This is a genomic window from Ornithinimicrobium pulveris (assembly GCF_050261105.1).
In the GTDB taxonomy this organism is placed as follows: domain Bacteria; phylum Actinomycetota; class Actinomycetes; order Actinomycetales; family Dermatophilaceae; genus Ornithinicoccus.
This window is the reverse complement of record NZ_CP189837.1, coordinates 1,813,452-1,833,680: the sequence shown is the minus strand read 5'-3', so window position 1 is coordinate 1,833,680 and position 20,229 is coordinate 1,813,452. Positions and strand designations below refer to the sequence as shown.

Annotated in this window: 21 protein-coding genes; 13 read left to right on the top strand and 8 right to left on the bottom strand. The window is 69.6% G+C overall.

What is annotated here, in order from left to right; genetic code table 11:
- Positions 1-140: 140 nt before the first annotated feature.
- Positions 141-968 (bottom strand): ABC transporter permease, encoded by an 828-nt coding sequence (locus tag ACQBAT_RS08560; RefSeq protein WP_420747492.1) that lies wholly within the window; start codon positions 966-968, stop codon positions 141-143.
- Positions 965-1,657, bottom strand: coding sequence for an ABC transporter ATP-binding protein (locus ACQBAT_RS08555; RefSeq protein ID WP_420747600.1), 693 nt, complete (start codon positions 1,655-1,657; stop codon positions 965-967). Before ACQBAT_RS08555 ends, ACQBAT_RS08560 begins: the two co-directional genes overlap by 4 nt.
- A 108-nt stretch (positions 1,658-1,765) precedes the next feature.
- On the opposite strand from ACQBAT_RS08555, the gene ACQBAT_RS08550 reads away from it, so the two are divergent.
- The 9 genes from ACQBAT_RS08550 (at position 1,766) to ACQBAT_RS08510 (ending at position 9,475) form a co-directional block, all read left to right on the top strand.
- Complete coding sequence (locus ACQBAT_RS08550) at positions 1,766-2,554, top strand: helix-turn-helix transcriptional regulator (RefSeq protein ID WP_420747491.1); 789 nt, start codon at positions 1,766-1,768, stop codon at positions 2,552-2,554.
- Between the two features lie 73 nt (positions 2,555-2,627).
- Positions 2,628-4,064, top strand: coding sequence for a Fe-S cluster assembly protein SufB (gene sufB / locus ACQBAT_RS08545; protein WP_420747490.1), 1,437 nt, complete (start codon positions 2,628-2,630; stop codon positions 4,062-4,064).
- On the top strand, positions 4,064-5,359 hold the full coding sequence (gene sufD, locus ACQBAT_RS08540; RefSeq protein WP_420747489.1) for a Fe-S cluster assembly protein SufD: 1,296 nt from the start codon (positions 4,064-4,066) through the stop codon (positions 5,357-5,359). Before sufB ends, sufD begins: the two co-directional genes overlap by 1 nt.
- Positions 5,356-5,679 (top strand): non-heme iron oxygenase ferredoxin subunit, encoded by a 324-nt coding sequence (locus ACQBAT_RS08535; protein ID WP_420747488.1) that lies wholly within the window; start codon positions 5,356-5,358, stop codon positions 5,677-5,679. Before sufD ends, ACQBAT_RS08535 begins: the two co-directional genes overlap by 4 nt.
- Positions 5,680-5,747: 68 nt before the next feature.
- The gene (gene sufC / locus ACQBAT_RS08530; protein WP_420747487.1) at positions 5,748-6,506 is read left to right on the top strand and encodes a Fe-S cluster assembly ATPase SufC; all 759 of its coding nucleotides are present in this window, start codon (positions 5,748-5,750) and stop codon (positions 6,504-6,506) included.
- 50 nt (positions 6,507-6,556) lie between these two features.
- Positions 6,557-7,882: a SufS family cysteine desulfurase gene (locus ACQBAT_RS08525; RefSeq protein WP_420747486.1), complete on the top strand. Its 1,326-nt coding sequence runs from the start codon at positions 6,557-6,559 to the stop codon at positions 7,880-7,882.
- Positions 7,882-8,349, top strand: coding sequence for a Fe-S cluster assembly sulfur transfer protein SufU (gene sufU / locus ACQBAT_RS08520; protein ID WP_420747485.1), 468 nt, complete (start codon positions 7,882-7,884; stop codon positions 8,347-8,349). The genes ACQBAT_RS08525 and sufU overlap by 1 nt, the downstream gene beginning before the upstream one ends.
- A gap of 42 nt (positions 8,350-8,391) precedes the next feature.
- Positions 8,392-8,715, top strand: coding sequence for a metal-sulfur cluster assembly factor (locus ACQBAT_RS08515; protein WP_420747484.1), 324 nt, complete (start codon positions 8,392-8,394; stop codon positions 8,713-8,715).
- 28 nt (positions 8,716-8,743) lie between these two features.
- Positions 8,744-9,475: an acVLRF1 family peptidyl-tRNA hydrolase gene (locus ACQBAT_RS08510; protein ID WP_420747483.1), complete on the top strand. Its 732-nt coding sequence runs from the start codon at positions 8,744-8,746 to the stop codon at positions 9,473-9,475.
- A gap of 1 nt (position 9,476) precedes the next feature.
- On the opposite strand, the gene ACQBAT_RS08505 is transcribed toward ACQBAT_RS08510, so the two are convergent.
- Together ACQBAT_RS08505 and ypfJ are read right to left on the bottom strand one after the other, a co-directional pair.
- The gene (locus ACQBAT_RS08505) at positions 9,477-10,871 is read right to left on the bottom strand and encodes a dicarboxylate/amino acid:cation symporter (RefSeq protein WP_420747482.1); all 1,395 of its coding nucleotides are present in this window, start codon (positions 10,869-10,871) and stop codon (positions 9,477-9,479) included.
- An 85-nt stretch (positions 10,872-10,956) separates the two neighbouring features.
- Positions 10,957-11,826 carry a KPN_02809 family neutral zinc metallopeptidase gene (gene ypfJ / locus ACQBAT_RS08500; protein WP_420747481.1) on the bottom strand — a complete coding sequence of 290 codons (870 nt, stop codon included), beginning with the start codon at positions 11,824-11,826 and terminating at the stop codon, positions 10,957-10,959.
- Positions 11,827-11,966: 140 nt separating this feature from the next.
- Between ypfJ and ACQBAT_RS08495 the strand changes: the two genes are divergently transcribed.
- Together ACQBAT_RS08495 and ACQBAT_RS08490 are read left to right on the top strand one after the other, a co-directional pair.
- Positions 11,967-13,565 carry an ABC-F family ATP-binding cassette domain-containing protein gene (locus ACQBAT_RS08495; RefSeq protein ID WP_420747480.1) on the top strand — a complete coding sequence of 533 codons (1,599 nt, stop codon included), beginning with the start codon at positions 11,967-11,969 and terminating at the stop codon, positions 13,563-13,565.
- A gap of 14 nt (positions 13,566-13,579) precedes the next feature.
- Positions 13,580-15,445: an ABC transporter ATP-binding protein gene (locus ACQBAT_RS08490; protein WP_420747479.1), complete on the top strand. Its 1,866-nt coding sequence runs from the start codon at positions 13,580-13,582 to the stop codon at positions 15,443-15,445.
- A gap of 185 nt (positions 15,446-15,630) precedes the next feature.
- Here ACQBAT_RS08490 and ACQBAT_RS08485 read toward each other — a convergent pair whose 3' ends face one another.
- Genes ACQBAT_RS08485 through ACQBAT_RS08475 form a run of 3 tightly spaced genes read right to left on the bottom strand, consistent with a single transcriptional unit; the run spans position 15,631 to position 17,219 of the window.
- Positions 15,631-16,485, bottom strand: a complete 855-nt coding sequence (locus ACQBAT_RS08485) for an SURF1 family cytochrome oxidase biogenesis protein (protein ID WP_420747478.1) — start codon at positions 16,483-16,485, stop codon at positions 15,631-15,633.
- Positions 16,486-16,701: a hypothetical protein gene (locus ACQBAT_RS08480; protein WP_420747477.1), complete on the bottom strand. Its 216-nt coding sequence runs from the start codon at positions 16,699-16,701 to the stop codon at positions 16,486-16,488.
- Positions 16,698-17,219: a DUF3099 domain-containing protein gene (locus ACQBAT_RS08475; protein ID WP_420747476.1), complete on the bottom strand. Its 522-nt coding sequence runs from the start codon at positions 17,217-17,219 to the stop codon at positions 16,698-16,700. Before ACQBAT_RS08475 ends, ACQBAT_RS08480 begins: the two co-directional genes overlap by 4 nt.
- Before the next feature lie 28 nt (positions 17,220-17,247).
- Between ACQBAT_RS08475 and fabG the strand changes: the two genes are divergently transcribed.
- Positions 17,248-17,991, top strand: coding sequence for a 3-oxoacyl-ACP reductase FabG (gene fabG / locus ACQBAT_RS08470; protein WP_420747475.1), 744 nt, complete (start codon positions 17,248-17,250; stop codon positions 17,989-17,991).
- A 24-nt stretch (positions 17,992-18,015) separates the two neighbouring features.
- Entirely contained in the window at positions 18,016-18,771 is a 756-nt protein-coding gene (fabI, locus tag ACQBAT_RS08465) for an enoyl-ACP reductase FabI (protein WP_420747474.1), read from the top strand.
- A gap of 145 nt (positions 18,772-18,916) precedes the next feature.
- On the opposite strand, the gene glgC is transcribed toward fabI, so the two are convergent.
- A complete protein-coding gene (glgC, locus tag ACQBAT_RS08460) occupies positions 18,917-20,173 on the bottom strand; it encodes a glucose-1-phosphate adenylyltransferase (RefSeq protein ID WP_420747473.1) in 1,257 nt (418 codons plus the stop codon).
- Positions 20,174-20,229: the final 56 nt, after the last annotated feature.

Genomic DNA, 20,229 nt, shown 5'->3' with positions numbered 1-20,229 from the left:
TCGAGGCCCTCGTCTGGGCACTCGCCGCCTGTGAGTGCCCCGGTATGGCACGGGTTGGCTGGGCAGCACCCGGCGTTTCGCCTGTGAATGCCCGGGTTTGGCACGGGTCTGGGGGGAAGAGTGGCCGTCCGCCGAGGGCGTCAGTCGGACCAGCGCAGGAGTCGGCGCGCGAGAGCAGCGGCCAGAACCCCCCAGACGAGAAGCACCAGGAGGGGGACCCAGGCGACCTCGCCCAGCACCAACGCGGTGCGGAGGGCGTCTCCCAGGGCGGCCGAAGGCAGCAGCTGGACCACCGTGTCGAGGGGAGCTGGGAAGGTGTGCGCGGCGAGCAGGACACCGCCACCCGCAGCGAGCAGCACCCAGACCAGGTTCGCCAGCGCGAGCACTGCTTCAGCTCGCAGGGACCCGCCGAGACAGGCGGCGAGTGAGGCGAAGGCCCACGCCCCTAGCACGATCGCGATCAGGGCCGGGGCGATACCGAAGAGGGAGGGACGCCAGCCGAGCACGGCGGCCACCGCGCCGATCACCACGAGCTGGACCGCGACGACCGCGAGCACCGACAGGCCTTTGGCCAGGAGCAACCCGCCCCGTCCCAGAGGAGTGGTGCCCAGCAGGCGCAGCACCCCCCACCGGCGTTCAAAGCCGAGCAGGATGGCCTGGCCTGTGAAGGCGGTGGACAACACTGCGAGTGCCAGGACCCCGGGTGTGAGCACGTCGATCCGCTCAGCGCCGGCCCAGGGCCCGACGGCGAGGTCCGGATATGGGACCAGGGCCAGACCCACGAGGGCGATGAGTGGTAGCACCAGCGAGACGATGAGCTGCTCGCCGTGGCGCAGGAGACCCGCCGTCTCGAAGCGAGCCTGGGCGAGGATGCGACGGGCGGGGGAGGCGGGCGTGCTGGGAGGGTTCGAGGACCGGGAGGCGGGCGTGCGGGGAGGGTTCGAGGACCCGAAGGAGGCGTGACTCACGCGGGGCCCTCCTCGGCGAGCGCGAAGTAGGTCTCCTCCAGGCTGCGCTCCCCGGCGACCTCGGTCACCGTCCCGGCCGCTGCCACCCGGCCAGCCACGATCACGACGACCCGGTCGGCCAGTCGCTCGGCCTCATCGAAGGAGTGGGTGGTGACGATCATCGCTGCACCGTCGTCCGCGGTGGAACGGATCAGCGCGTGTACATCCCGGCGGGCGTGCGGGTCGAGGCCAGCCGTGGGCTCATCGAGGAAGACCACGTCAGGTCGCCCGACCAGTGCGGCAGCGAGCGCGACGCGCTGGCGCTGACCGCCGGACAGGCGACGGATGGTGGTGCGGTCGAAGGCAGGGATGTCGAGCCGGGTCATCAACTGCTCGACGTCGGCGGGGTCGGACCAGAAGCGTGAGAGATGGCGCAGCAACGGACCAGGTCGCACCGACTGGGGCAGCCCGCCGTCCTGGAGCATCACACCCACGCGGGCCCGGTGCTCTGCCGGAGCTCCCCACGGGTCGCGACCGAGCACCCGCACCTCGCCGTGGTCGGCGTGCTGCAGGCCCGTGGCGATCTCCATCGCGGTCGTCTTGCCGGCACCGTTGGGGCCGAGGACGCAGGTGACCTCACCCACCTGCGCGTCCCAGGTCAGGCCGCGCAGCGCCTCGGTCTGGCCGAAGCGTCGGGTCACCCCCGTCATCGACAGGGCAGGCGGGGTGGTCACGACGGGTGAGTGTAGGTCGCGCCCCTGATCCTCAGGTGAGGGGACCCTGCCTTGGACCCTGGGCGCGAAATAGGTGACAATGGGATGGTGAATTTGGCGGAGGTGCATGCGGAGTCCCGGACCCGGGACCGTGTTCGCCTCGCCGTGGGGGAGCAGGGTCCGGTCACCGCCAGCGCCCTGGCCAAGGATCTCGGCCTGACGGCCGCGGCTGTCCGACGTCACCTGGACGCCCTCGAGGAGGGCGGCCTGATCGCCGAGCACGAAGGACCGGTCGGCAAGCGTGGTCGGGGCCGTCCGGCGCGGGCCTATGTGCTCACTCCTCTCGGCCAGGATCAGTACCGCACGTCCTACGACGATGTGGCCACCGCTGCCCTGCACTTCCTTGCCGATCAGGCGGGCGAAGGGGCCGTCGAGGACTTTGCCGAGCACCAGATCGCCGAGCTCGAGCAGCGGCTCACCACCGCCGTTGACCGGCACCTTGACGAGCAGGGCGCCGACCCCGAGGACCTCGACGCGCGGGCCGCGTCCCTGGCTGCGGCCCTGTCCGAGGAGGGGTATGCCGCGACCGCTCGCCCGGTCGGTCAGGGCACCGGCCTGGCTGGGATCCAGCTGTGTCAGGGCCACTGCCCGGTGCGCTCGGTCGCCTCGGAGTTCCGGCACTTCTGCGACGCGGAGACCGATGCGCTGTCACGGATCCTGGGTGTGCACGTCCAACGGCTGGCCACCTTGGCCGGCGGCGAGCACGTGTGCACCACCTTCGTCCCGACCGGTGCGCTGGGCAGCGGACCGCCGAGTGAGGAGGAGCGGGCTAAGGCGCGCCCCTATGTCATCCCGCGAGAGGGCCCTAGCGAGGGAAGCGACGAGCAACTCTGAGCCCCACCAGCACCTACCCCACCCCTGAACTTCATCCTGCACCACCTACCGAACCTCAATCCCCTGCCGATGCATGAGAGGACGTGACATGAGCACCAACATCGAGGAGCTCAACCCGGGTCTGAAGGACCTGGGCAAGTACGAATATGGCTGGGCTGACCGCGACGACGCCGGTGCGTCCGCGCGACGTGGCCTGTCCGAGGAGGTCGTTCGCGACATCTCCGGCAGGAAGGACGAGCCGGCCTGGATGCTTGAGCAGCGGCTCAAGGCGCTGCGCCTGTTCGACAAGAAGCCGATGCCGCACTGGGGCAGCGACCTGTCGGACATCGACTTCGACAACATCAAGTACTTCGTGAAGTCCACCGAGAAGCAGGCCACCAGCTGGGAGGACCTGCCCGAGGACATCAAGAACACCTATGACCGGCTCGGCATCCCCGAGGCCGAGAAGCAGCGTCTCGTCGCCGGTGTCGCCGCGCAGTACGAGTCCGAGGTCGTCTACCACCAGATCCGCGAGGACCTGGAGGAGCAGGGCGTCATCTTCGTCGACACCGACACCGGCCTACGTGAGCACGAGGAGCTCTTCCGGGAGTACTTCGGCTCGGTCATCCCGGCCGGGGACAACAAGTTCTCGGCCCTCAACACCGCGGTCTGGTCGGGTGGCTCGTTCATCTACGTGCCCAAGGGGGTCCACGTCGAGATCCCGCTGCAGGCCTACTTCCGGATCAACACCGAGAACATGGGCCAGTTCGAGCGGACCCTGATCATCGCCGACGAGGGCTCGTCGGTGCACTACGTGGAAGGCTGCACCGCGCCGATCTACAAGACCGACTCGCTGCACTCCGCGGTCGTGGAGATCATCGTGAAGAAGGACGCCCGCGTCCGCTACACCACGATCCAGAACTGGTCGAACAACGTCTACAACCTGGTCACCAAGCGCGCGACCTGCGACGCCGGCGCGACCATGGAGTGGATCGACGGCAACATCGGCTCCAAGGTCACCATGAAGTACCCGGCCGTCTTCCTCCTGGGCGAGCACGCCAAGGGCGAGACCCTGTCCGTCGCCTTCGCCGGCGAGGGCCAGCACCAGGACGCGGGTTCCAAGATGGTGCACGCCGCCCCGCACACCTCCAGCACGATCGTCTCCAAGTCGGTCGCGCGCGGTGGTGGCCGGGCGTCCTACCGCGGGCTGGTCCAGATCCTCGAGGGTGCGCACGGCAGCAAATCCTCGGTGGTCTGTGACGCCCTGCTGGTGGACCAGATCTCCCGATCCGACACCTACCCCTACGTCGACGTCCGCGAGGACGACGTGCAGATGGGCCACGAGGCAACCGTCTCCAAGGTGTCCGAGGACCAGATGTTCTACCTGATGTCCCGAGGCCTGTCCGAGACCGAGGCCATGGCGATGATCGTGCGCGGGTTCGTCGAGCCCATCGCGCGTGAGCTGCCCATGGAGTACGCCCTCGAGCTGAACCGCCTCATCGAGCTGCAGATGGAAGGAGCAGTCGGCTGATGTCGCTGCTGATTGACGACGACAAGACCCATAGCGACCCGCAGGCCCAGATCGGCGGGGACCACCGGATCCCGGACGAGTCGCGGGCCGCGCGCACCCGGTCCTTCGAGGTCGCGGACTTCCCCGAGCCCACCGGCCGCGAGGAGGAGTGGCGCTTCACCCCGATCGACCGCCTCGGCAATGTCCTCTCGGACGCCCCGACCGACGTGCTCGAGGATGGCCGCGAGGCTGCCGACTACCAGCTGGACATGCCGGATGAGCAGCTCGCGCTGCCCACCCTGGCGCCCGGCCAGGCCCCGCGCGGCACCGTGCTGGTCCCCGAGGACCGCGCCGCGGCCGTCGCGACCAAGAACACCGAGCACGCCCTGCACGTGAAGATCCCCGCCGAGGCCGTCTACGACGCGCCGCTGCGCGAGACCGTCACCGGGCTGGCGGCCGGAAAGCGCTCCAACGCGCACTATGTCGTCGAGGCCGGCGCCCACTCCAAGGCGCTGTTCATCCTCGACCACGTCGGCAGCAGCGACCACACCGGCAACCTCGAGGTGATCGTCGGTGACGGCGCAGACCTGACCGTGGTCAGCCTGCAGCGCTGGGACGACGACGCCGTGCACCTCGGTCAGCACGAGGCCGTAGTGGGTCGCGACGCGACCTACAAGCACATCGTGGTCACCCTCGGCGGCGGCATCGTTCGGCTCAACTCCAACGTGCGCTATGCCGGTCCCGGCGGGGACGCCACCCTGCTCGGCGTCTACTTCGCCGATTCCGGCCAGCACCTGGAGCACCGCTCGTTCGTCGACCACAACGCCCCGCGCTGCGAGTCGCTGGTCACCTATAAGGGCGCCCTGCAGGGTGAGACCGCGCGCACCGTCTGGGTCGGCGACGTCCTCATCCGCAAGGAGGCCGAGGGCATCGAGACCTACGAGCTGAACCGCAACCTGGTCCTGACCGACGGCGCCCGCGCCGACTCGGTGCCGAACCTGGAGATCGAGACCGGCGACATCGCCGGCGCCGGTCACGCCAGCTCGACCGGTCGCTTCGACGACGAGCAGCTCTTCTACCTGATGTCCCGCGGCATCACCGAGGAGGACGCCCGTCGCCTGGTCGTCCGCGGCTTCTTCGCCGACATCGTCGCCAAGATCGGTGTGCCCGAGGTCGTCGAGACCATCATGGCCGCCATCGAGGCCGAGCTCGAGCTCACCTCGAGCCTGGTCGGGTCCGACGAGAGCGCCGACGAGAGCGCCGACGACAGCGACGCCCGCACCAACGCCGAGCGCACCGCGTCCCACGAGGCATGAGCGAACCCGTCCGCGTCTGCGCGGAGTCCGAGCTGCCCACCGGTGCCGGCGCCGTTGTCGCCGACATCGGTGGGCGCCGGGTGACCATCGCGCGTGACTCCTCGGGTCAGCTCCATGCCTTCGACGACACCTGCACGCACGCCAACGTCTCGCTCGCCGAGGGCGAGATCGAGGGCGACCGGATCGAGTGCTGGCTGCACGGCTCGCAGTTCGACATGACCACCGGGGAGCCCAAGCAGCTCCCCGCGACCCAGCCGGTCGCGGTGCACACCCTCGAGGTCGACGAGGACGGATCCGTCTACGTCACCCTCGCGGACTGACACGCTCGCGCCCAGGCGTCCACACCCCATACCGAATCAAGCCCCCCTGCTTCACGAGAAGGAGCACCATGACCACCCTCGAGATCAAGAACCTGCACGTCAGTGTCGAGACCGACGACACCGCCAAGGAGATCCTGCGCGGCGTCAACCTGACGATCAACTCCGGTGAGACCCACGCCATCATGGGCCCCAACGGCTCCGGCAAGTCCACCCTCGCCTACGCCGTGGCCGGCCACCCCAAGTACACCGTCACCGACGGCCAGATCCTGCTGGACGGCGAGGACGTGCTGGAGATGGACGTCGACGAGCGCGCCCAGGCCGGTCTGTTCCTGGCCATGCAGTACCCCGTCGAGGTGCCCGGCGTGACCGTGTCCAACTTCCTGCGCACCGCCAAGACCGCGATCGACGGCGAGGCCCCCAAGCTGCGCCACTGGGTCAAGGACGTCAAGGGCGCCATGGAGGCGCTGCGGATGGATTCCTCCTTCGCCGAGCGCAATGTCAACGAGGGCTTCTCCGGTGGTGAGAAGAAGCGCCACGAGATCCTCCAGATGGAGCTGCTCCAGCCCAAGATCGCGATCCTGGACGAGACCGACTCCGGCCTGGACATCGACGCGCTCAAGGTGGTCTCCGACGGCGTCAACCGGATCCGGGAGAACACCGGCCTCGGCGTCATGCTGATCACCCACTACACCCGGATCCTGCGCTACATCAAGCCCGACCACGTGCACGTCTTCGTGGCCGGCCGGGTGGCCGAGTCCGGTGGTCCCGAGCTCGCCGAGCGCCTCGAGGCCGAGGGCTACGACCGCTTCCTGACCGCCTCGGTCTGAGCGCGACGAGTCCAGTCGATCCCTACTCACCACCGCAAGGAGTCGCAGGTATGACGAGTGGCCAGACCGCGGCCGAGCTCGCCCGGGTGCGGGCGGACTTCCCGCTGCTCGCGCGCACCGTGCGCGACGGTCGGCCGCTCGTCTACCTGGACTCCGGGGCGACCAGCCAGAAGCCCACGGTGGTGCTGGATGCCGAGCGGGAGTTCTACGAGCGGCACAATGCAGCCGTGCACCGCGGTGCCCACCAGCTCGCGGAGGAGGCCACCGAGGCCTTCGAGGGTGCCCGGGAGACGGTCGCCCGCTTCCTCGGTGCCGACGCCGGGGAGGTCGTCTTCACCAAGAACGGCACCGAGGGTCTGAACCTGCTGGCGTACGGCTTCTCCAATGCCAGCGCTCCCGGCGCCTTGGCGGGCGCCGACGAGGCCTGGGCGCAACGCCTGCGCCTCGGTCCCGGTGACGAGATCGTCGTCACCGAGATGGAGCACCACGCCAACCTGGTGCCCTGGCAGGAGTTGTGTCGGCGCACGGGCGCGAGCCTGCGCTGGATCGGCGTCACCGACGAGGGCTACCTCACCGACCCGGCGGAGGTGATCGGGGAGCGCACCAAGGTGGTCGCGCTGACCCACGTCTCCAACGTGCTCGGCACCCTCAACGACCTGAGCCCGCAGTCCCCGGTCATCACCGCAGCCCGGGCTGCCGGCGCGCTCGTGATCGTGGACGCCTGCCAGTCCGCGCCGCACCTGGACATCACCCACCTGACCGCCGCGGATTCCGGCGTGGACGCCCTCGTCTTCACCGGGCACAAGACCCTCGGCCCCTCCGGGGTCGGGGTGCTGTGGGCCCGGCGCGGGCTGCTCGAGGCCTTGCCGCCCTTCCTCACCGGTGGCTCGATGATCGAGATCGTCCGGATGGAGGGCTCCACCTGGGCCCCGCCGCCGGCCAAGTTCGAGGCGGGGGTGCCGATGGCCGCCCAGGCCGTGGGCCTGGCCGCCGCCCTGGAGTACCTCATGGACCTGGGCCTGGACCGGGCGCACGCCCACGACCAGGAGCTGGCACGGCATACCCTGGAGTTGTTGGAGCAGCGCCCCTGGGTGCGGGTCCTCGGGCCCGGCCTCGACGCCCTGGCCGACCGCGTCGGCTGCGTCGCCTTCGTGGTCGACGGCGCTCACCCGCACGATGTCGGGCAGGTGCTTGACGACTCTGGGATCGCCGTGCGCACCGGACACCACTGCGCCTGGCCGCTGCACCGGCGACTGCGCGTGCCCGCCTCCACGCGGGCCAGTTTTGCGATCTACACCACCCACGAGGAGATTGACGCCTTCGCGACCGCCCTGGACCGGGTGCCGCAGATCTTCGGGTTGGGGGAGAGCGCCTGATGGATCTCTACGGCGAGCTCATCCTCGATCACGCCAAGCGCCCCCAGCACGCGGGGCTGCGCGAGCCCTATGACGTCGAGGTGAACCACGTGAACCCGACCTGCGGCGACGAGATCAGCCTGCGGGTGCACATCGTGGACGAAGACGGCGCGCCCGTGCTGCGCGACGTGTCCTACGACGCGCTCGGCTGCTCGATCTCCGTCGCCGCCGCCTCGGTCCTGGCCGAGGAGTCACACGGCCGCCCGGTCGCCGAGACGCTCGCGACCTACCAGGGCGTCCGCGCGATGCTGACCAGCAAGGGCACCGATCCCGGCGACCCGGAGCTGATCGGGGATGGCGTCGCCTTCGCCGGCGTCGCCCGCTATCCCGCCCGGGTCAAGTGCGCGCTCCTGCCCTGGACCGCCTACCTGGACGCCCTCGCCCGCGCGGGCGTCGACATCTCCGCCGCCAGCACCGGCGAGCGCTGACCACCAGACCCCTGGCCTACCCTGGCACCTAGGAGGATCACCATGACCCAGACCACCCCGCCCAATGTCGCGGATGTCGAGGAGGCGCTGCGCGATGTCGTCGACCCCGAGCTCGGGATCAATGTCGTCGACCTCGGCCTCGTCTACGGCGTGACCGTCGATGCCCAGGCGCACACCGTCATCGACATGACGCTGACCAGCGCCGCCTGCCCGCTGACCGATGTCATCGAGGACCAGATCGCTCAGAGCCTGGAGGGTCTGGTGGCCAGCCACCGGATCAACTGGGTCTGGATGCCGCCGTGGGGCCCGGACAAGATCACCGAGGACGGCCGCGAGCAGCTTCGCGCCCTCGGCTTCAACGTCTGAGCCGGCCGGAGCGGTCGCAACCACAGGCATGAGCGCCGTCCGGACGGGGGAGGTCGCCCCCGAGCGTCTCGCCGGCTGGATCGAGCGCTTCACCAGCTCGCACGGGGACGTCACCCGGTCGATCGACCGCGGGACGTCCCCGTCGTCGTACCTGCTCACCGCCGCCGACGGTTCCTGGGCGCGGCTCACCGGATGGTGGGACGCCCGGGAGGAGGACGCCCTGGAGCAGGGTGGTTGGCTCACGGGGGAGTGGGCCTGCCCGCCGCCACTCTTCGTGGTGCTGGTCCGCCGAGGAGGGTATGCCGTGGCTGTCACCTCACGCGACGTCCGCTTGCTCGCGCACAAGGTCGGAACCAGGCACGTGCAGTCACGGACGGCCGCGGGCGGGTGGAGCCAGCAGCGGTACGCCCGACGCCGGGCCAACCAGGCGGACGCGCTGGTCGAGGCGGTCGTCGCTCACGCGGTGCGGGTGCTGGCCGAGGGGGAGGAGCAGCTGAGGGCCACGGTGGGCGGGCTGGTGCTCGGCGGGGACCGTAGCCTGGCTGCCCAGGTGCTCGAAGCGGTGGGGAGTAGCGCTGTGGGGAGCAGCTCGGTGGGGAGTAGGGCAGTGGGCAGCTCTGCGGTGGCGAGGGGTGCGCGGAGCCGGCTCCACGGCATACCTCGACGGGAGTTCTGGGATGTGGCAGACCCGCGCCGGTCCGTCCTGGATGAGACGGTCCGACGCGGGTCGGCGGTGCGGGTTGAGGTGTGGAACGCCTGACTCAGAGGCGGGCGGGAGCGCCCTCTCGAGAGTCAGCGGTCGCGCCGACCAAGGACTCGTCATCGGCGCGCACATCGTCGGTGAGGACATCGTCCTCACGCCAGGGCTCGCCGCGGCGGGAGGCGTTGTAGGCGTCCAGGTCGAGGATCCCCTGGCGCTTGGCCACGATCGTCGGGACGAGCGCCTGCCCGGCCACGTTGGTGGCGGTGCGGCCCATGTCCAGGATCGGGTCGACGGCGAGGAGCAGGCCGACGCCCTCCAGGGGCAGACCCAGGGTGGACAGGGTCAGGGTGAGCATCACGGTCGCGCCGGTGACACCAGCGGTGGCCGCCGAGCCGATCACCGCGACGAAGGCGATCAGGAGGTACTCAGTGATGCCCAGGCTGACGCCGAAGAACTGCGCGACGAAGATCGCGGCGATCGCTGGGTAGATGGCGGCGCAGCCGTCCATCTTCGTGGTCGCGCCGAGCGGCACGGCGAAGGAGGAGTAGGCGCTGGGGACACCCAGGTTGCGCTCGGTGACCCGCTGGGTGACCGGCATGGTGCCGATCGAGGAGCGGGAGACGAAGCCGAGCTGGATGGCCGGCCAGGCGCCGGAGAAGAACTGGCGGATCGACAGCCCGTTGAGCCGCAGGATCAGCGGGTAGAGGACGCCGACGACCAGCAGCATGCCGACGTAGACGGCGACCGTGAAGCGCCCGAGGGAGCCGATGGTCTCCCAGCCGTAGGAGACGACCGCGTTGCCGAGCAGACCGACGGTGGCCAGCGGCGCCAGCAGGATGATCCACCACAGCACCTTCTGGACCACGGCCAGGGCGGAGCGGGTGAAGGACAGGAACGGGTCCGCCGCCTTGCCGACCTTGAGCACCGCGATGCCGATGGCGATCGCGAGCACCAGGATCTGCAGGACGTTGAAGGACAGCGAGACCGCGCCTTCGTCGCCGCTGCGGGCTGAGAGGCCGAGCATGTTGGCGGGGATGATGCCGGTGAGGAAGTCCAGCCAGGAGCCGGTGCGGCTCGGCTCAGCCGCGTCGGCGGCGGTCACGCCGGCCCCGCGGGCGGGGTCGATGACCCACCCGACGCTCAGGCCGATGGCGACCGAGGCCAGGGCCGTGATGGCGAACCAGAGCAGGGTGTTCCAGGCGAGGCGGGCGGCGCCGGTGACCTCACGCAGGTTGGCGATCGAGGAGACGATCGCCAGGAAGACGAGCGGCGGGACGATCGTGCGCAGCAGCGTGACGAACGAGGAGCCGATGATGGACAGGGTCTCCGAGAGCCAGGTGGGGTTGTCGGCGCTGGCCCCGGTGGCGCGGGCCACCAGGCCCAGGACGACACCGAGGACGAGGCCGATGAGCACCTGGGTCCCGAACGAGATGCGGGGGAGTCGTGAAAGCACGAGGGCGACAACTGCGCGTCATCACTGAGACATTCCCCGCGCTTATGGTGATCTGCCCCACACGTTATATGTGGTTAGGCGTCGATCAGTAGTCGTCGACACTGTTGGCGTTGAGCACGTCGCACTGGTTGGCGTCGCCGGACTCGTAGCCCTTCATGAACCAGCCCATCCGCTGCTCGGAGGAGCCGTGGCTCCAGGTGTGCGGCTGAACCTGACCCTGCATTCGCTCCTGGATGGAGTCGTCACCGACGGCCGCGGCGGCCGACAGGGCCGAGCGGATCTCGTCCTGGGTGGGCTCCTCGAGGAGCGCGTTCTCGCCCGTGGCGGCGTTGCCGACCCAGGCGCCGGCGAAGCAGTCGGCCTGCAGCTCGACCCGGACCGCGCCGGACTCAGGGCCGCGGGGGTCCTGCTGGGAGGCGTTCAGCGCGCCGGTGTAGCGCTGGATGTGGTGGCCGTACTCGTGGCCGAGGACATAGAGCTCACCGAGGTTGCCGCCCTGGGCGCCGAGCTGGCTCTTGAGCTGCTCGAAGAAGGAGGTGTCGAGGTAGATCTGCTGATCCACCGGGCAGTAGAAGGGCCCGACCTGGCTGGTGGCGTTGCCGCACTGGGTGGACACGCTGCCCTGGAAGAGGATCGCGGTGGGCGCCGGGGCCTTGGGGTAGACCTCGCTCCAGTACTGCTCGAGGGAGGCCATGCCGCCCTTCATCCGGCAGTCCACGTCCTCGTTGGCGTCGGCGCCCCGGTCACACTCGGAGAGCTCGACGTTCTCGGCGCTGGACGGGTTCTGCTGCTGCTGGCCGCCGCCGAGCACCTGGCCCGGGTCCCCGCCGAGGAGCATGATCACGAGCGCGAGCAGGAGCGCGCCGATGCCGCCGCCGACGGCCATCCCGCCGCCTCCGCCGCCACCGCGCCGGGCCCGGCCCGTGCTGATGTTGGCGTTCTCCCTGAACGTCATGTTGCCACCATCGCCTTACTCACATCCGCGTCGGTCGGGTGATCGACGTCTAGCGCGTAGACTAACCATCCGCCCTGACCTGCGCACGCGTTGACCTGCGAAGCGGGCGAGTCGCACCACCCCCCACAGGAGCCCTTCCGATGATCACCGCTGCCGGCGTCGAGATCCGCGTGGGCTCACGCCTGCTCATGGACGACGTGAACTTCCGCGTGGCACCGGGGGATCGGGTCGGTCTGGTGGGGCGCAACGGTGCCGGCAAGACGACACTGACCAAGATCCTGGCCGGGTATGGCGAACCCGCAGCCGGGCAGATCAGCCGCACCGGGGAGATCGGTTACCTCCCGCAGGATCCCCGCACCGGCGATCTGGAGGTGCTGGGGCGCGACCGGATCCTGTCCGCGCGCGGCCTGGATGAGGTCGTGCGCGGGCTGCGTCGGGCCGAGGAGACGATGGCCTCGGGGACCGACGAACAGCGCGAGCGTGCGATGGAGCGCTACAGCCGCCTCGAGGCCCAGTTCACCTCCCGGGGTGGGTATGCCGCGGAGTCCGAGGCGGCCTCCATCGCCAGCTCGCTCGGACTGCCCGAACGCGTCCTGGCCCAGCCACTGCATACCCTCTCCGGGGGTCAGCGCCGGCGGATCGAGTTGGCGCGGATCCTGTTCTCCGGGGCCCGGACCCTGCTGCTCGATGAGCCCACCAACCACCTCGATGCGGACTCGATCGTGTGGCTGCGCGAGCACCTGCGCTCCTACGACGGCGGGCTGGTGATCATCTCCCACGACGTGGAGCTGGTGGAGACCGTGGTCAACCGCGTCTTCTACCTGGATGCCAACCGTCAGGTGATCGACGTCTACAACATGGGGTGGAAGGCCTACCTGGCTCAGCGCGAGACCGACGAGCGCCGCCGACACCGCGAGCGCGCCAACACCGAGAAGAAGGCCTCCGCGCTGCTGGCCCAGGCCGACAAGATGCGGGCCAAGGCGAGCAAGGCCGTGGCCGCGCAGAACATGGCCCGCCGCGCCGAGCGGATGCTCGCCGGGCTGGAGGGGGAGCGGCAGAGCGACAAGGTGGCCAAGCTGCGCTTCCCCAAGCCCGCGCCCTGTGGCAAGACACCGCTGCGCGCCCACGGGCTGTCCCGGTCCTACGGCAGCCTGGAGATCTTCACCGATGTCGACCTGGCGATCGACCGAGGCTCCAAGGTGGTCGTGCTCGGCCTCAACGGGGCCGGCAAGACGACCCTGCTGCGCCTGCTCTCCGGGATCGACAGCCCCGACACCGGTGAGGTCGAGGAGGGGCACGGGCTCAAGCTCGGCTACTACGCCCAGGAGCACGAGACCCTCGATGTGAACCGCAGCGTGCTGGAGAACATGCAGTCGGCCGCGCCCGACCTGGATGAGACCGAGACCCGCAAGGTCCTCGGCTCCTTCCTCTTCAGCGGCGACGACGTGGACAAGAAGGCAGCCGTCCTCTCCGGTGGGGAGAAGACCCGGCTGGCGCTGGCCACCCTGGTGGTCTCGGCAGCGAACGTCCTCCTCCTCGATGAGCCGACCAACAACCTCGACCCGGCCTCCCGGGAAGAGATCCTCAGCGCCCTGCGCTCCTACGAGGGCGCGGTCGTCCTCGTCAGCCACGACGAGGGAGCGGTCCAGGCCCTTGAGCCCGAGCGGGTGCTCCTGCTCCCCGATGGGGTTGAGGACCTCTGGGGCCGGGACTACGAAGACCTGATCTCGCTCGCCTGAGGAGAGCCTGACCGATGAGCATGCACGGCGCCGTACGCGGGAGCTCGATCCGCAGCTTCTCCAAGGATCCGAACGTGCGCTCGCACAAGCTGGGCCGCCAGACCGCCCGACGGGTGCTGGGCTATGGCCGCCCGTTCGTGCCGGACATGGTCGGCTACCTGATCTTGGCGGTGCTGTCGGGCCTCGTCGTGACAGCGGTGCCGCTGCTCCTGCAGCGGATCATCGACGACGGCGTGGTGCCCGAGGTCCGCGAGGTGGTGATCCGCCTCGGCATCGTCGTGGCGGTGCTGGCCGTGCTGGACACCGTCCTCACCATCCTCATCCGCTGGATCAGCTCACGGATCGGGGAAGGCCTGATCCTGAACCTGCGCCGCGAGGTCTTCGCGCACGTGCTCCGCCAGCCGATCGCCTTCTTCACCCGCGCCCAGACCGGCGCGCTGGTCAGCCGACTCAACAATGACGTGATCGGGGCCCAGGCGGCGTTCACGTCGGTGCTGTCCGGGCTGGTCAGCAATGTCGTCCAGATCGTGCTGATCCTGGTCGCGCTGTTCTCGATGAGCTGGCAGATCACCGCGCTCGCGCTCTTGCTGCTGCCGCTCTTCCTCATCCCGGCACGGCTGATGGGGCCGCGGCTGTCCGCGCTCACCCGGCAGCAGATGAACCTCAACGCGGCCATGCAGACGCGCATGACCGAGCGGTTCAACGTCGGGGGAGCGCTGCTCGTGCGCCTCTTCGGCCGGCCGGCCCAGGAGGACGAGGAGTATGCCGTGTCCGCCCGGGGCGTGCGCGATGCGGGTGTGGCCATCGCGGTCAACCGGGTGATCTTCCTGGCCGGGCTCGGTCTCGTCGCCTCGCTGGCGACAGCCCTCGTCTATGGCGTGGGTGGTCTGATGGCGGTTGCCGGTTCGCTCACGGTCGGCACCTTGGTGGCCATGGCGGCGCTGCTCGCCCGCCTCTACGCCCCGCTGACGGCGCTGTCGAACGTCCGGGTCGACATCATGACCGCGCTGGTCTCCTTCGAGCGGCTCTTCGAGGTGCTCGACCTGTCGCCGCTGGTCCGCGAGGCCGAGCGACCGGTCGACATCCCCAGCGGCCCGGTCCCCATCCGCCTCGATGACGTGAGCTTTGCCTACCCCGCCGCCGACGAGGTCTCCCTCGCCTCCCTGGACCAGCGTCCGGACGCCGAGACCCTCGATGGCCACAGCGTGCTCTCGGAGGTGAGTGTCGACATACCTGCGGGGTCGATGCTGGCCCTCGTCGGGCCGTCCGGGGCGGGCAAGACCACGCTGACCACGCTGATCGCCCGGCTGTACGACCCGACCTCCGGGAGCATCTCGATCGGTGGCGTCGACCTGCGTGAGGCCAGCCTGGAGTCGCTGCGCGACACCATCGGCGTGGTGACGCAGGAGGCGCACATGTTCAACGACAGCGTGCGCGCGAACCTGCTCTACGCCCGGCCGGAGGCGACCGAGGACGAGGTCTGGGAGGCGCTTGAGGGCGCCCAGATCGCCGACCTCGTCCGGCGTCTGCCGGACGGTCTGGACACGGTGGTGGGGGACCGGGGCCACCGGTTGTCCGGCGGCGAGAAGCAGCGGCTCGCGATCGCCCGGCTGCTGCTGAAGTCACCGGCAGTCGTCGTCCTGGACGAGGCGACCGCGCACCTGGACAGCGAGTCCGAGGCCGCCGTGCAGCAGGCCCTGGACGAGGCGTTGGCGGGGCGGACCTCGATCGTGATCGCGCACCGCCTCTCGACCGTGCGCGATGCCGACCAGATCCTGGTGCTCGACCGCGGCCGGGTCGTCCAGCGCGGCACGCACGAGGAACTGCTGGAGTCCGAGGGCCTCTACCAGGCCCTGCACGTCACCCAGTTCCGCCACTGACCCACCCACCGACCGAACGCGCGTCAGGTCGGCGAGACCGGCCACCGAACGCGCCTCAGGTCGGTGAAAGTGGCCACCGAACGCGCCTCAGGTCAGCGAAACCGGCCACCGAACGCGCCTCAGGTCGGTGAAAGTGGCCACCGAACGCGCCTCAGGTCAGCGAAACCGGCCACCGAACGCGCGCGTCAGGCGTCTTCCTCGTCCCAGATCCTGACCTTCTTGGGCTTCTTGGCTTTGGGCTGGGCTGGCTCGGCACCGCGCGCCACCCGACCACTACCCACCGCACCACTACCCACAGCCCGACCACCCGACTCCTCCGCCTCATCCCGCGCGATCTGGCGCGCCATCACCAGCACGAGGATGAGCCCCACCGGCACGGTCAACCACCACTGGATCGCGTACGCGAAGTGCGAGCCCAGCAAGGTGTCCGGCGGCTCGGCCGCCTCGGGCCGCTCGGCCGGAGCAGGATCTTCGGACTCCAGCAGGATGTACGCAGGCAGCAGCTCCAGACCGCTCGCCGCGGACAGCCGCGGGATGTCGATCGAGGCCAGTTGCTGCTCCGGCATGTCCCTCCCCAGGTCCTGCTCGGACGGCCGCAGCCAGCCGGTCACCGTGACCTCACCGGACGGCGGATCCGGGACCTCTGGCAACTGGGCGGCCACCGGCGCGTTGCGCACCCACCCGCGATCGACGGTCAGCGCCGTCCCGTCCTCCAGCACCAGGGGCACCACGATCTCGAAGCCGTACACGCCCAGGTGGGGGCGGTTGCGCACCCAATGTTGCGCGTCCACGGCATACGTCCCCGTGGCCTCGACCCGACGCCACTGGTCGCCCTCGGGCAACTCGCCTCCGGGCCCGCTCAGCACGTCGCCCACAGGCACGGGCGCGGCGTCGTAGTTGCGCTCGATCAGGTCGCGGCGCTCCACCTTCTCCTCGTGCCGGTGCCACTGCCAGAGGCCGAGGTTGGCGGTGATGATCCCGAAGAGCACGGCGAGCGCGAGATAGGCGAGCCAGCGCGGCCGCCGCAGAACGGAGAACACTCAGCCGTCCGCCTCGGTGAGCTCGCCGGCCGGGATGACCTCAATCAGGAAGCCGCGCAGGTCCACGAAGTTGCGCAGGTGCTCGCGGTGCTCCTCGCACGCCAGCCACACCTTGCGGCGAGCGGCGTCGTGCAGCCTGGGGTTGCGCCATACAACCGCGTGCTCGGCGACCGACCGGCACGCCTTCGCGCTGCAGACCAGGCCTCCCTCGCTCACTGCTGCTCCCGGTCGGCGTCTCCGGTCCCGTATGCCGTGTCCCGCCGCGAGACCACCGTGCCGGTGATCGTCTCGCTGGCGTGGCCCGAGGCGCCCGTATGCCGATCCGCCCCGCTGCGATCGCTGTCACCGGGAGTGGTCTGGTCGAGGTTGGGCTGCTCGGGAGTGGTCTGGTCGGGAGTGGTCTGCTCGGACGGTGCCGGCTCGGGGGAGCGGCCGGTGCCGAGCTGCTGGACCGGGGACACCGGGCCCGTGCTCTCGCCGCGGTGGTCGACCGCGTTGGCGAGCATGACCGCGAACGAGGGGATGATCACGGCCATGATCACGAAGATCCAACCGATGATCGGGTGATCGTGGAGGAAGGCCCAGATCGCGATCGGGAAGGAGGCGGTGCGGATGCCCATCGCGATCAGGTAAGTCCGCATCCGGTGGCTGCGGTCCTCGGCCTGGTTGACCCGCGCCGTGGTTACCGCCTGCGCCGGGTGGCGCGCCGGGTGTCGGGGCTGGGTGGTGGGCACCCATCCACGATACGACTACGGTGGGCTCGTGACCGACAGCACCGACGCCACCGCAGCCCACCCCACCCCTCGCGCCGTCCTGGTGACCGGAGGCAACCGGGGGATCGGCCTTGCCATCGCCCGTGGTTTCGCTGAGGCCGGTGACGATGTCGTCATCACGCACCGCAGCGGCACACCGCCAGAAGGACTGCGGGGTGTGATCTGCGATGTCACCGACAGCGGGAGCGTGGATCGGGCGTTCAGCGAGGCCGAGGAGCTGCTCGGGCGGCCGATCGAGGTGCTGATCGCCAATGCCGGGATCACGAAGGACACCCTGCTCATGCGGATGAGCGACGAGGACTTCGACGCCGTCGTCGACACCAACCTGACCGGTGCCTTCCGCTGCGCTCGGCGGGCGGTGAAGGGGATGATCCGGGCCCGGGCGGGTCGGATCATCCTGATCTCCTCGGTGGTCGGGCTGTATGGCTCGCCCGGTCAGACGAACTACTCGGCGTCCAAGGCTGCGCTGGTCGGCCTGGCCCGCTCGATCACCCGTGAGCTCGGGGGCCGGGGGATCACCGCCAATGTGGTCGCGCCGGGGTTCATCGAGACCGAGATGACCGAGCAACTCTCCGAGGACCTGCGCACGACCTACCTGGCGGGGATCCCGGCCGGTCGTTTTGCCACGCCCGAGGAGGTCGCGGGCGCGGTGCGTTTCCTGGCCGGCCCGGATGCGGCATACATCAGCGGGGCAGTGATCCCGGTGGACGGCGGGTTGGGCATGGGTCACTGACCTGAGCCACTAGAGTCTGTGCCCATGCTCCTCGACGGCAAGAAGCTCCTCATCACCGGCGTCCTGATGGACTCCTCGATCGCCTTCCACGTGGCCCGGTTGGCCCAGGAGCAGGGGGCGGAGGTGGTTCTCACCTCCTTCGGCCGGACCTTCCGGATCACCCAGACGATCGCCAAGCGGCTGCCCAAGCCGGCGCCGGTGATCGAGCTGGACGTGACGGACCAGGAGCACCTGGACACCTTGGCCGACCGGCTCGGTGAGCATGTCGACCACCTCGATGGGGTGCTGCACTCGATCGGGTTCGCGCCGCAGGGTGCCTTCAACTTCCTGGAGGCGGAGTGGTCGGACGTGCAGACCGCTGTGCAGGTGAGCGCCTACTCGCTGAAGTCGTTGGCCGTCGCGGCGTTGCCGAAGATGAGCGAGGGTGGCTCGGTCGTGGGGCTGACCTTCGATGCGCAGTACGCCTGGCCGGTCTATGACTGGATGGGCGTCGCCAAGGCCGCCTTCGAGGCGACCAGCCGCTACCTCGCCCGCGATCTGGGGCCCAAGGGAATCCGGTCCAACCTCGTCTCGGCCGGTCCGATCTCGACCACGGCGGCCAAGTCGATCCCGGAGTTCGACCAGTTCGCCAAGTGGAGCGACCACTCGCCGCTGGGCTGGGACGTCAAGGACCCGGTGCCGGCGGCACAGGCCTGCGTGGCGCTGCTGTCGGACTGGTTCCCGGCGACCACGGGCGAGATCGTGCACGTGGACGGTGGCTTCCACGCGATGGGATTCTGACGCGCGTTCGGTCGGGCTGTCTGGCGACACCACGCGCGTTCGGTCGGGCTGTGGGGGGACACCGCGCGCGTTCGGTCGGGTTGTGGGGGGACACCGCGCGCGTTCGGTCGGGCTGTGGGGGGACACCGCGCGCGTCCGGTGGGATCTAGCTGTCGATGACGGTGCCCTTGCCGACGACCACGATGCCGGAGTCGGTGACGGTGAAACCGCGGGCGCGGTCGTGGTCATGGTCGACGCCGATGTGGACGCCGGCGGGGACGAAGACACCCTTGTCGATGATGGCGCGGTGGATCTGGCAGGACCGTCCGACCTCGACGCGGTCCATGATGACCGACCGCGTGACATGGCTGAAGCTGTGCACCGTCACCCGCGGTGAGAGGACCGAGTCCGAGACCGTCGACCCGGAGACGACGCAGCCGGGGGAGACGGCTGAGTTGACCGCGTGGCCGATCCGGTCGCCCGAGCCGTGCACGAACTTCGCCGGCGGGTGCGGGCCGTAGTTGGTGTAGATCGGCCACGCCTCGTTGTAGACGTTGAAGACCGGGTGCACCGAGATCAGGTCCATGTGGGCGTCGTAGTAGGAGTCGATCGTCCCCACGTCACGCCAGTAGCCGCGATCCCGATCGGTGGAGCCGGGGATCTGGTTGTCCTTGAAGTCGTAGACCTCGGCATCGCCCGCCTCGACGAAGGCAGGCACGATGTCGCCGCCCATGTCGTGCTTGGAGCCCTCGCGGTCGGCATCGACGCGCACGGCCTCCTCGAGCGCGTCCGCGGTAAAGACATAGTTGCCCATCGAGGCCAGCACCTCATCGGGGCTGTCCGGCAGACCTTGCGGGTTGGACGGCTTCTCCAGGAACTCCCGGATGCGCTGCGGATTGTCCGGGTCGACATCGATCACGCCGAACTGATCAGCCAGGCTGATCGGCTGCCGGATCGCGGCCACTGTGCAGCCCACGCCGCTCTCGACGTGCTGGTTGACCATCTGGGAGAAGTCCATCCGGTAGACGTGGTCTGCGCCGACCACGACCACGATGTCCGGCCGCTCGTCGTGGACGAGGTTCAGGCTCTGGTAGATCGCGTCCGCGGAGCCGGCGAACCAACTCTTGCCGACACGCTGCTGGGCCGGCACCGAGGCCACGTAGTTGCCGAGCAGCGTCGACATCCGCCAGGTCTTGGTGATGTGCGCGTCGAGGGAGTGGGACTTGTACTGCGTGAGCACCACGACCTTGAGGTAGCCGGAGTTCACGACATTCGACAACGCGAAGTCGATGAGCCGGTAGATCCCCCCGAAGGGCACCGCCGGCTTGGCCCGGTCCGCGGTGAGCGGCATCAACCGCTTCCCCTCACCACCCGCCAGGACGATCGCCAGGACCTTCAGTCGAGAACCACGCGCCGCTGCCATGACAAAACCCTATTGGTCCGGCCGCGGTTTGGCGAGGGGATGAGAATGACCACTAG

Bases quoted from the DNA above. Each gene is read 5' to 3' on its own strand.
- ACQBAT_RS08555 (WP_420747600.1), bottom strand. From the start codon at position 1,657: ATGACGGGGGTGACCCGACGCTTCGGCCAGACCGAGGCGCTGCGCGGC.
- ACQBAT_RS08550 (WP_420747491.1), top strand. From the start codon at position 1,766: ATGGTGAATTTGGCGGAGGTGCATGCGGAGTCCCGGACCCGGGACCGT.
- sufB (WP_420747490.1), top strand. From the start codon at position 2,628: ATGAGAGGACGTGACATGAGCACCAACATCGAGGAGCTCAACCCGGGT.
- sufD (WP_420747489.1), top strand. From the start codon at position 4,064: ATGTCGCTGCTGATTGACGACGACAAGACCCATAGCGACCCGCAGGCC.
- ACQBAT_RS08535 (WP_420747488.1), top strand. From the start codon at position 5,356: ATGAGCGAACCCGTCCGCGTCTGCGCGGAGTCCGAGCTGCCCACCGGT.
- sufC (WP_420747487.1), top strand. From the start codon at position 5,748: ATGACCACCCTCGAGATCAAGAACCTGCACGTCAGTGTCGAGACCGAC.
- ACQBAT_RS08525 (WP_420747486.1), top strand. From the start codon at position 6,557: ATGACGAGTGGCCAGACCGCGGCCGAGCTCGCCCGGGTGCGGGCGGAC.
- sufU (WP_420747485.1), top strand. From the start codon at position 7,882: ATGGATCTCTACGGCGAGCTCATCCTCGATCACGCCAAGCGCCCCCAG.
- ACQBAT_RS08515 (WP_420747484.1), top strand. From the start codon at position 8,392: ATGACCCAGACCACCCCGCCCAATGTCGCGGATGTCGAGGAGGCGCTG.
- ACQBAT_RS08510 (WP_420747483.1), top strand. From the start codon at position 8,744: ATGAGCGCCGTCCGGACGGGGGAGGTCGCCCCCGAGCGTCTCGCCGGC.
- ypfJ (WP_420747481.1), bottom strand. From the start codon at position 11,826: ATGACGTTCAGGGAGAACGCCAACATCAGCACGGGCCGGGCCCGGCGC.
- ACQBAT_RS08495 (WP_420747480.1), top strand. From the start codon at position 11,967: ATGATCACCGCTGCCGGCGTCGAGATCCGCGTGGGCTCACGCCTGCTC.
- ACQBAT_RS08490 (WP_420747479.1), top strand. From the start codon at position 13,580: ATGAGCATGCACGGCGCCGTACGCGGGAGCTCGATCCGCAGCTTCTCC.
- fabI (WP_420747474.1), top strand. From the start codon at position 18,016: ATGCTCCTCGACGGCAAGAAGCTCCTCATCACCGGCGTCCTGATGGAC.
- glgC (WP_420747473.1), bottom strand. From the start codon at position 20,173: ATGGCAGCGGCGCGTGGTTCTCGACTGAAGGTCCTGGCGATCGTCCTG.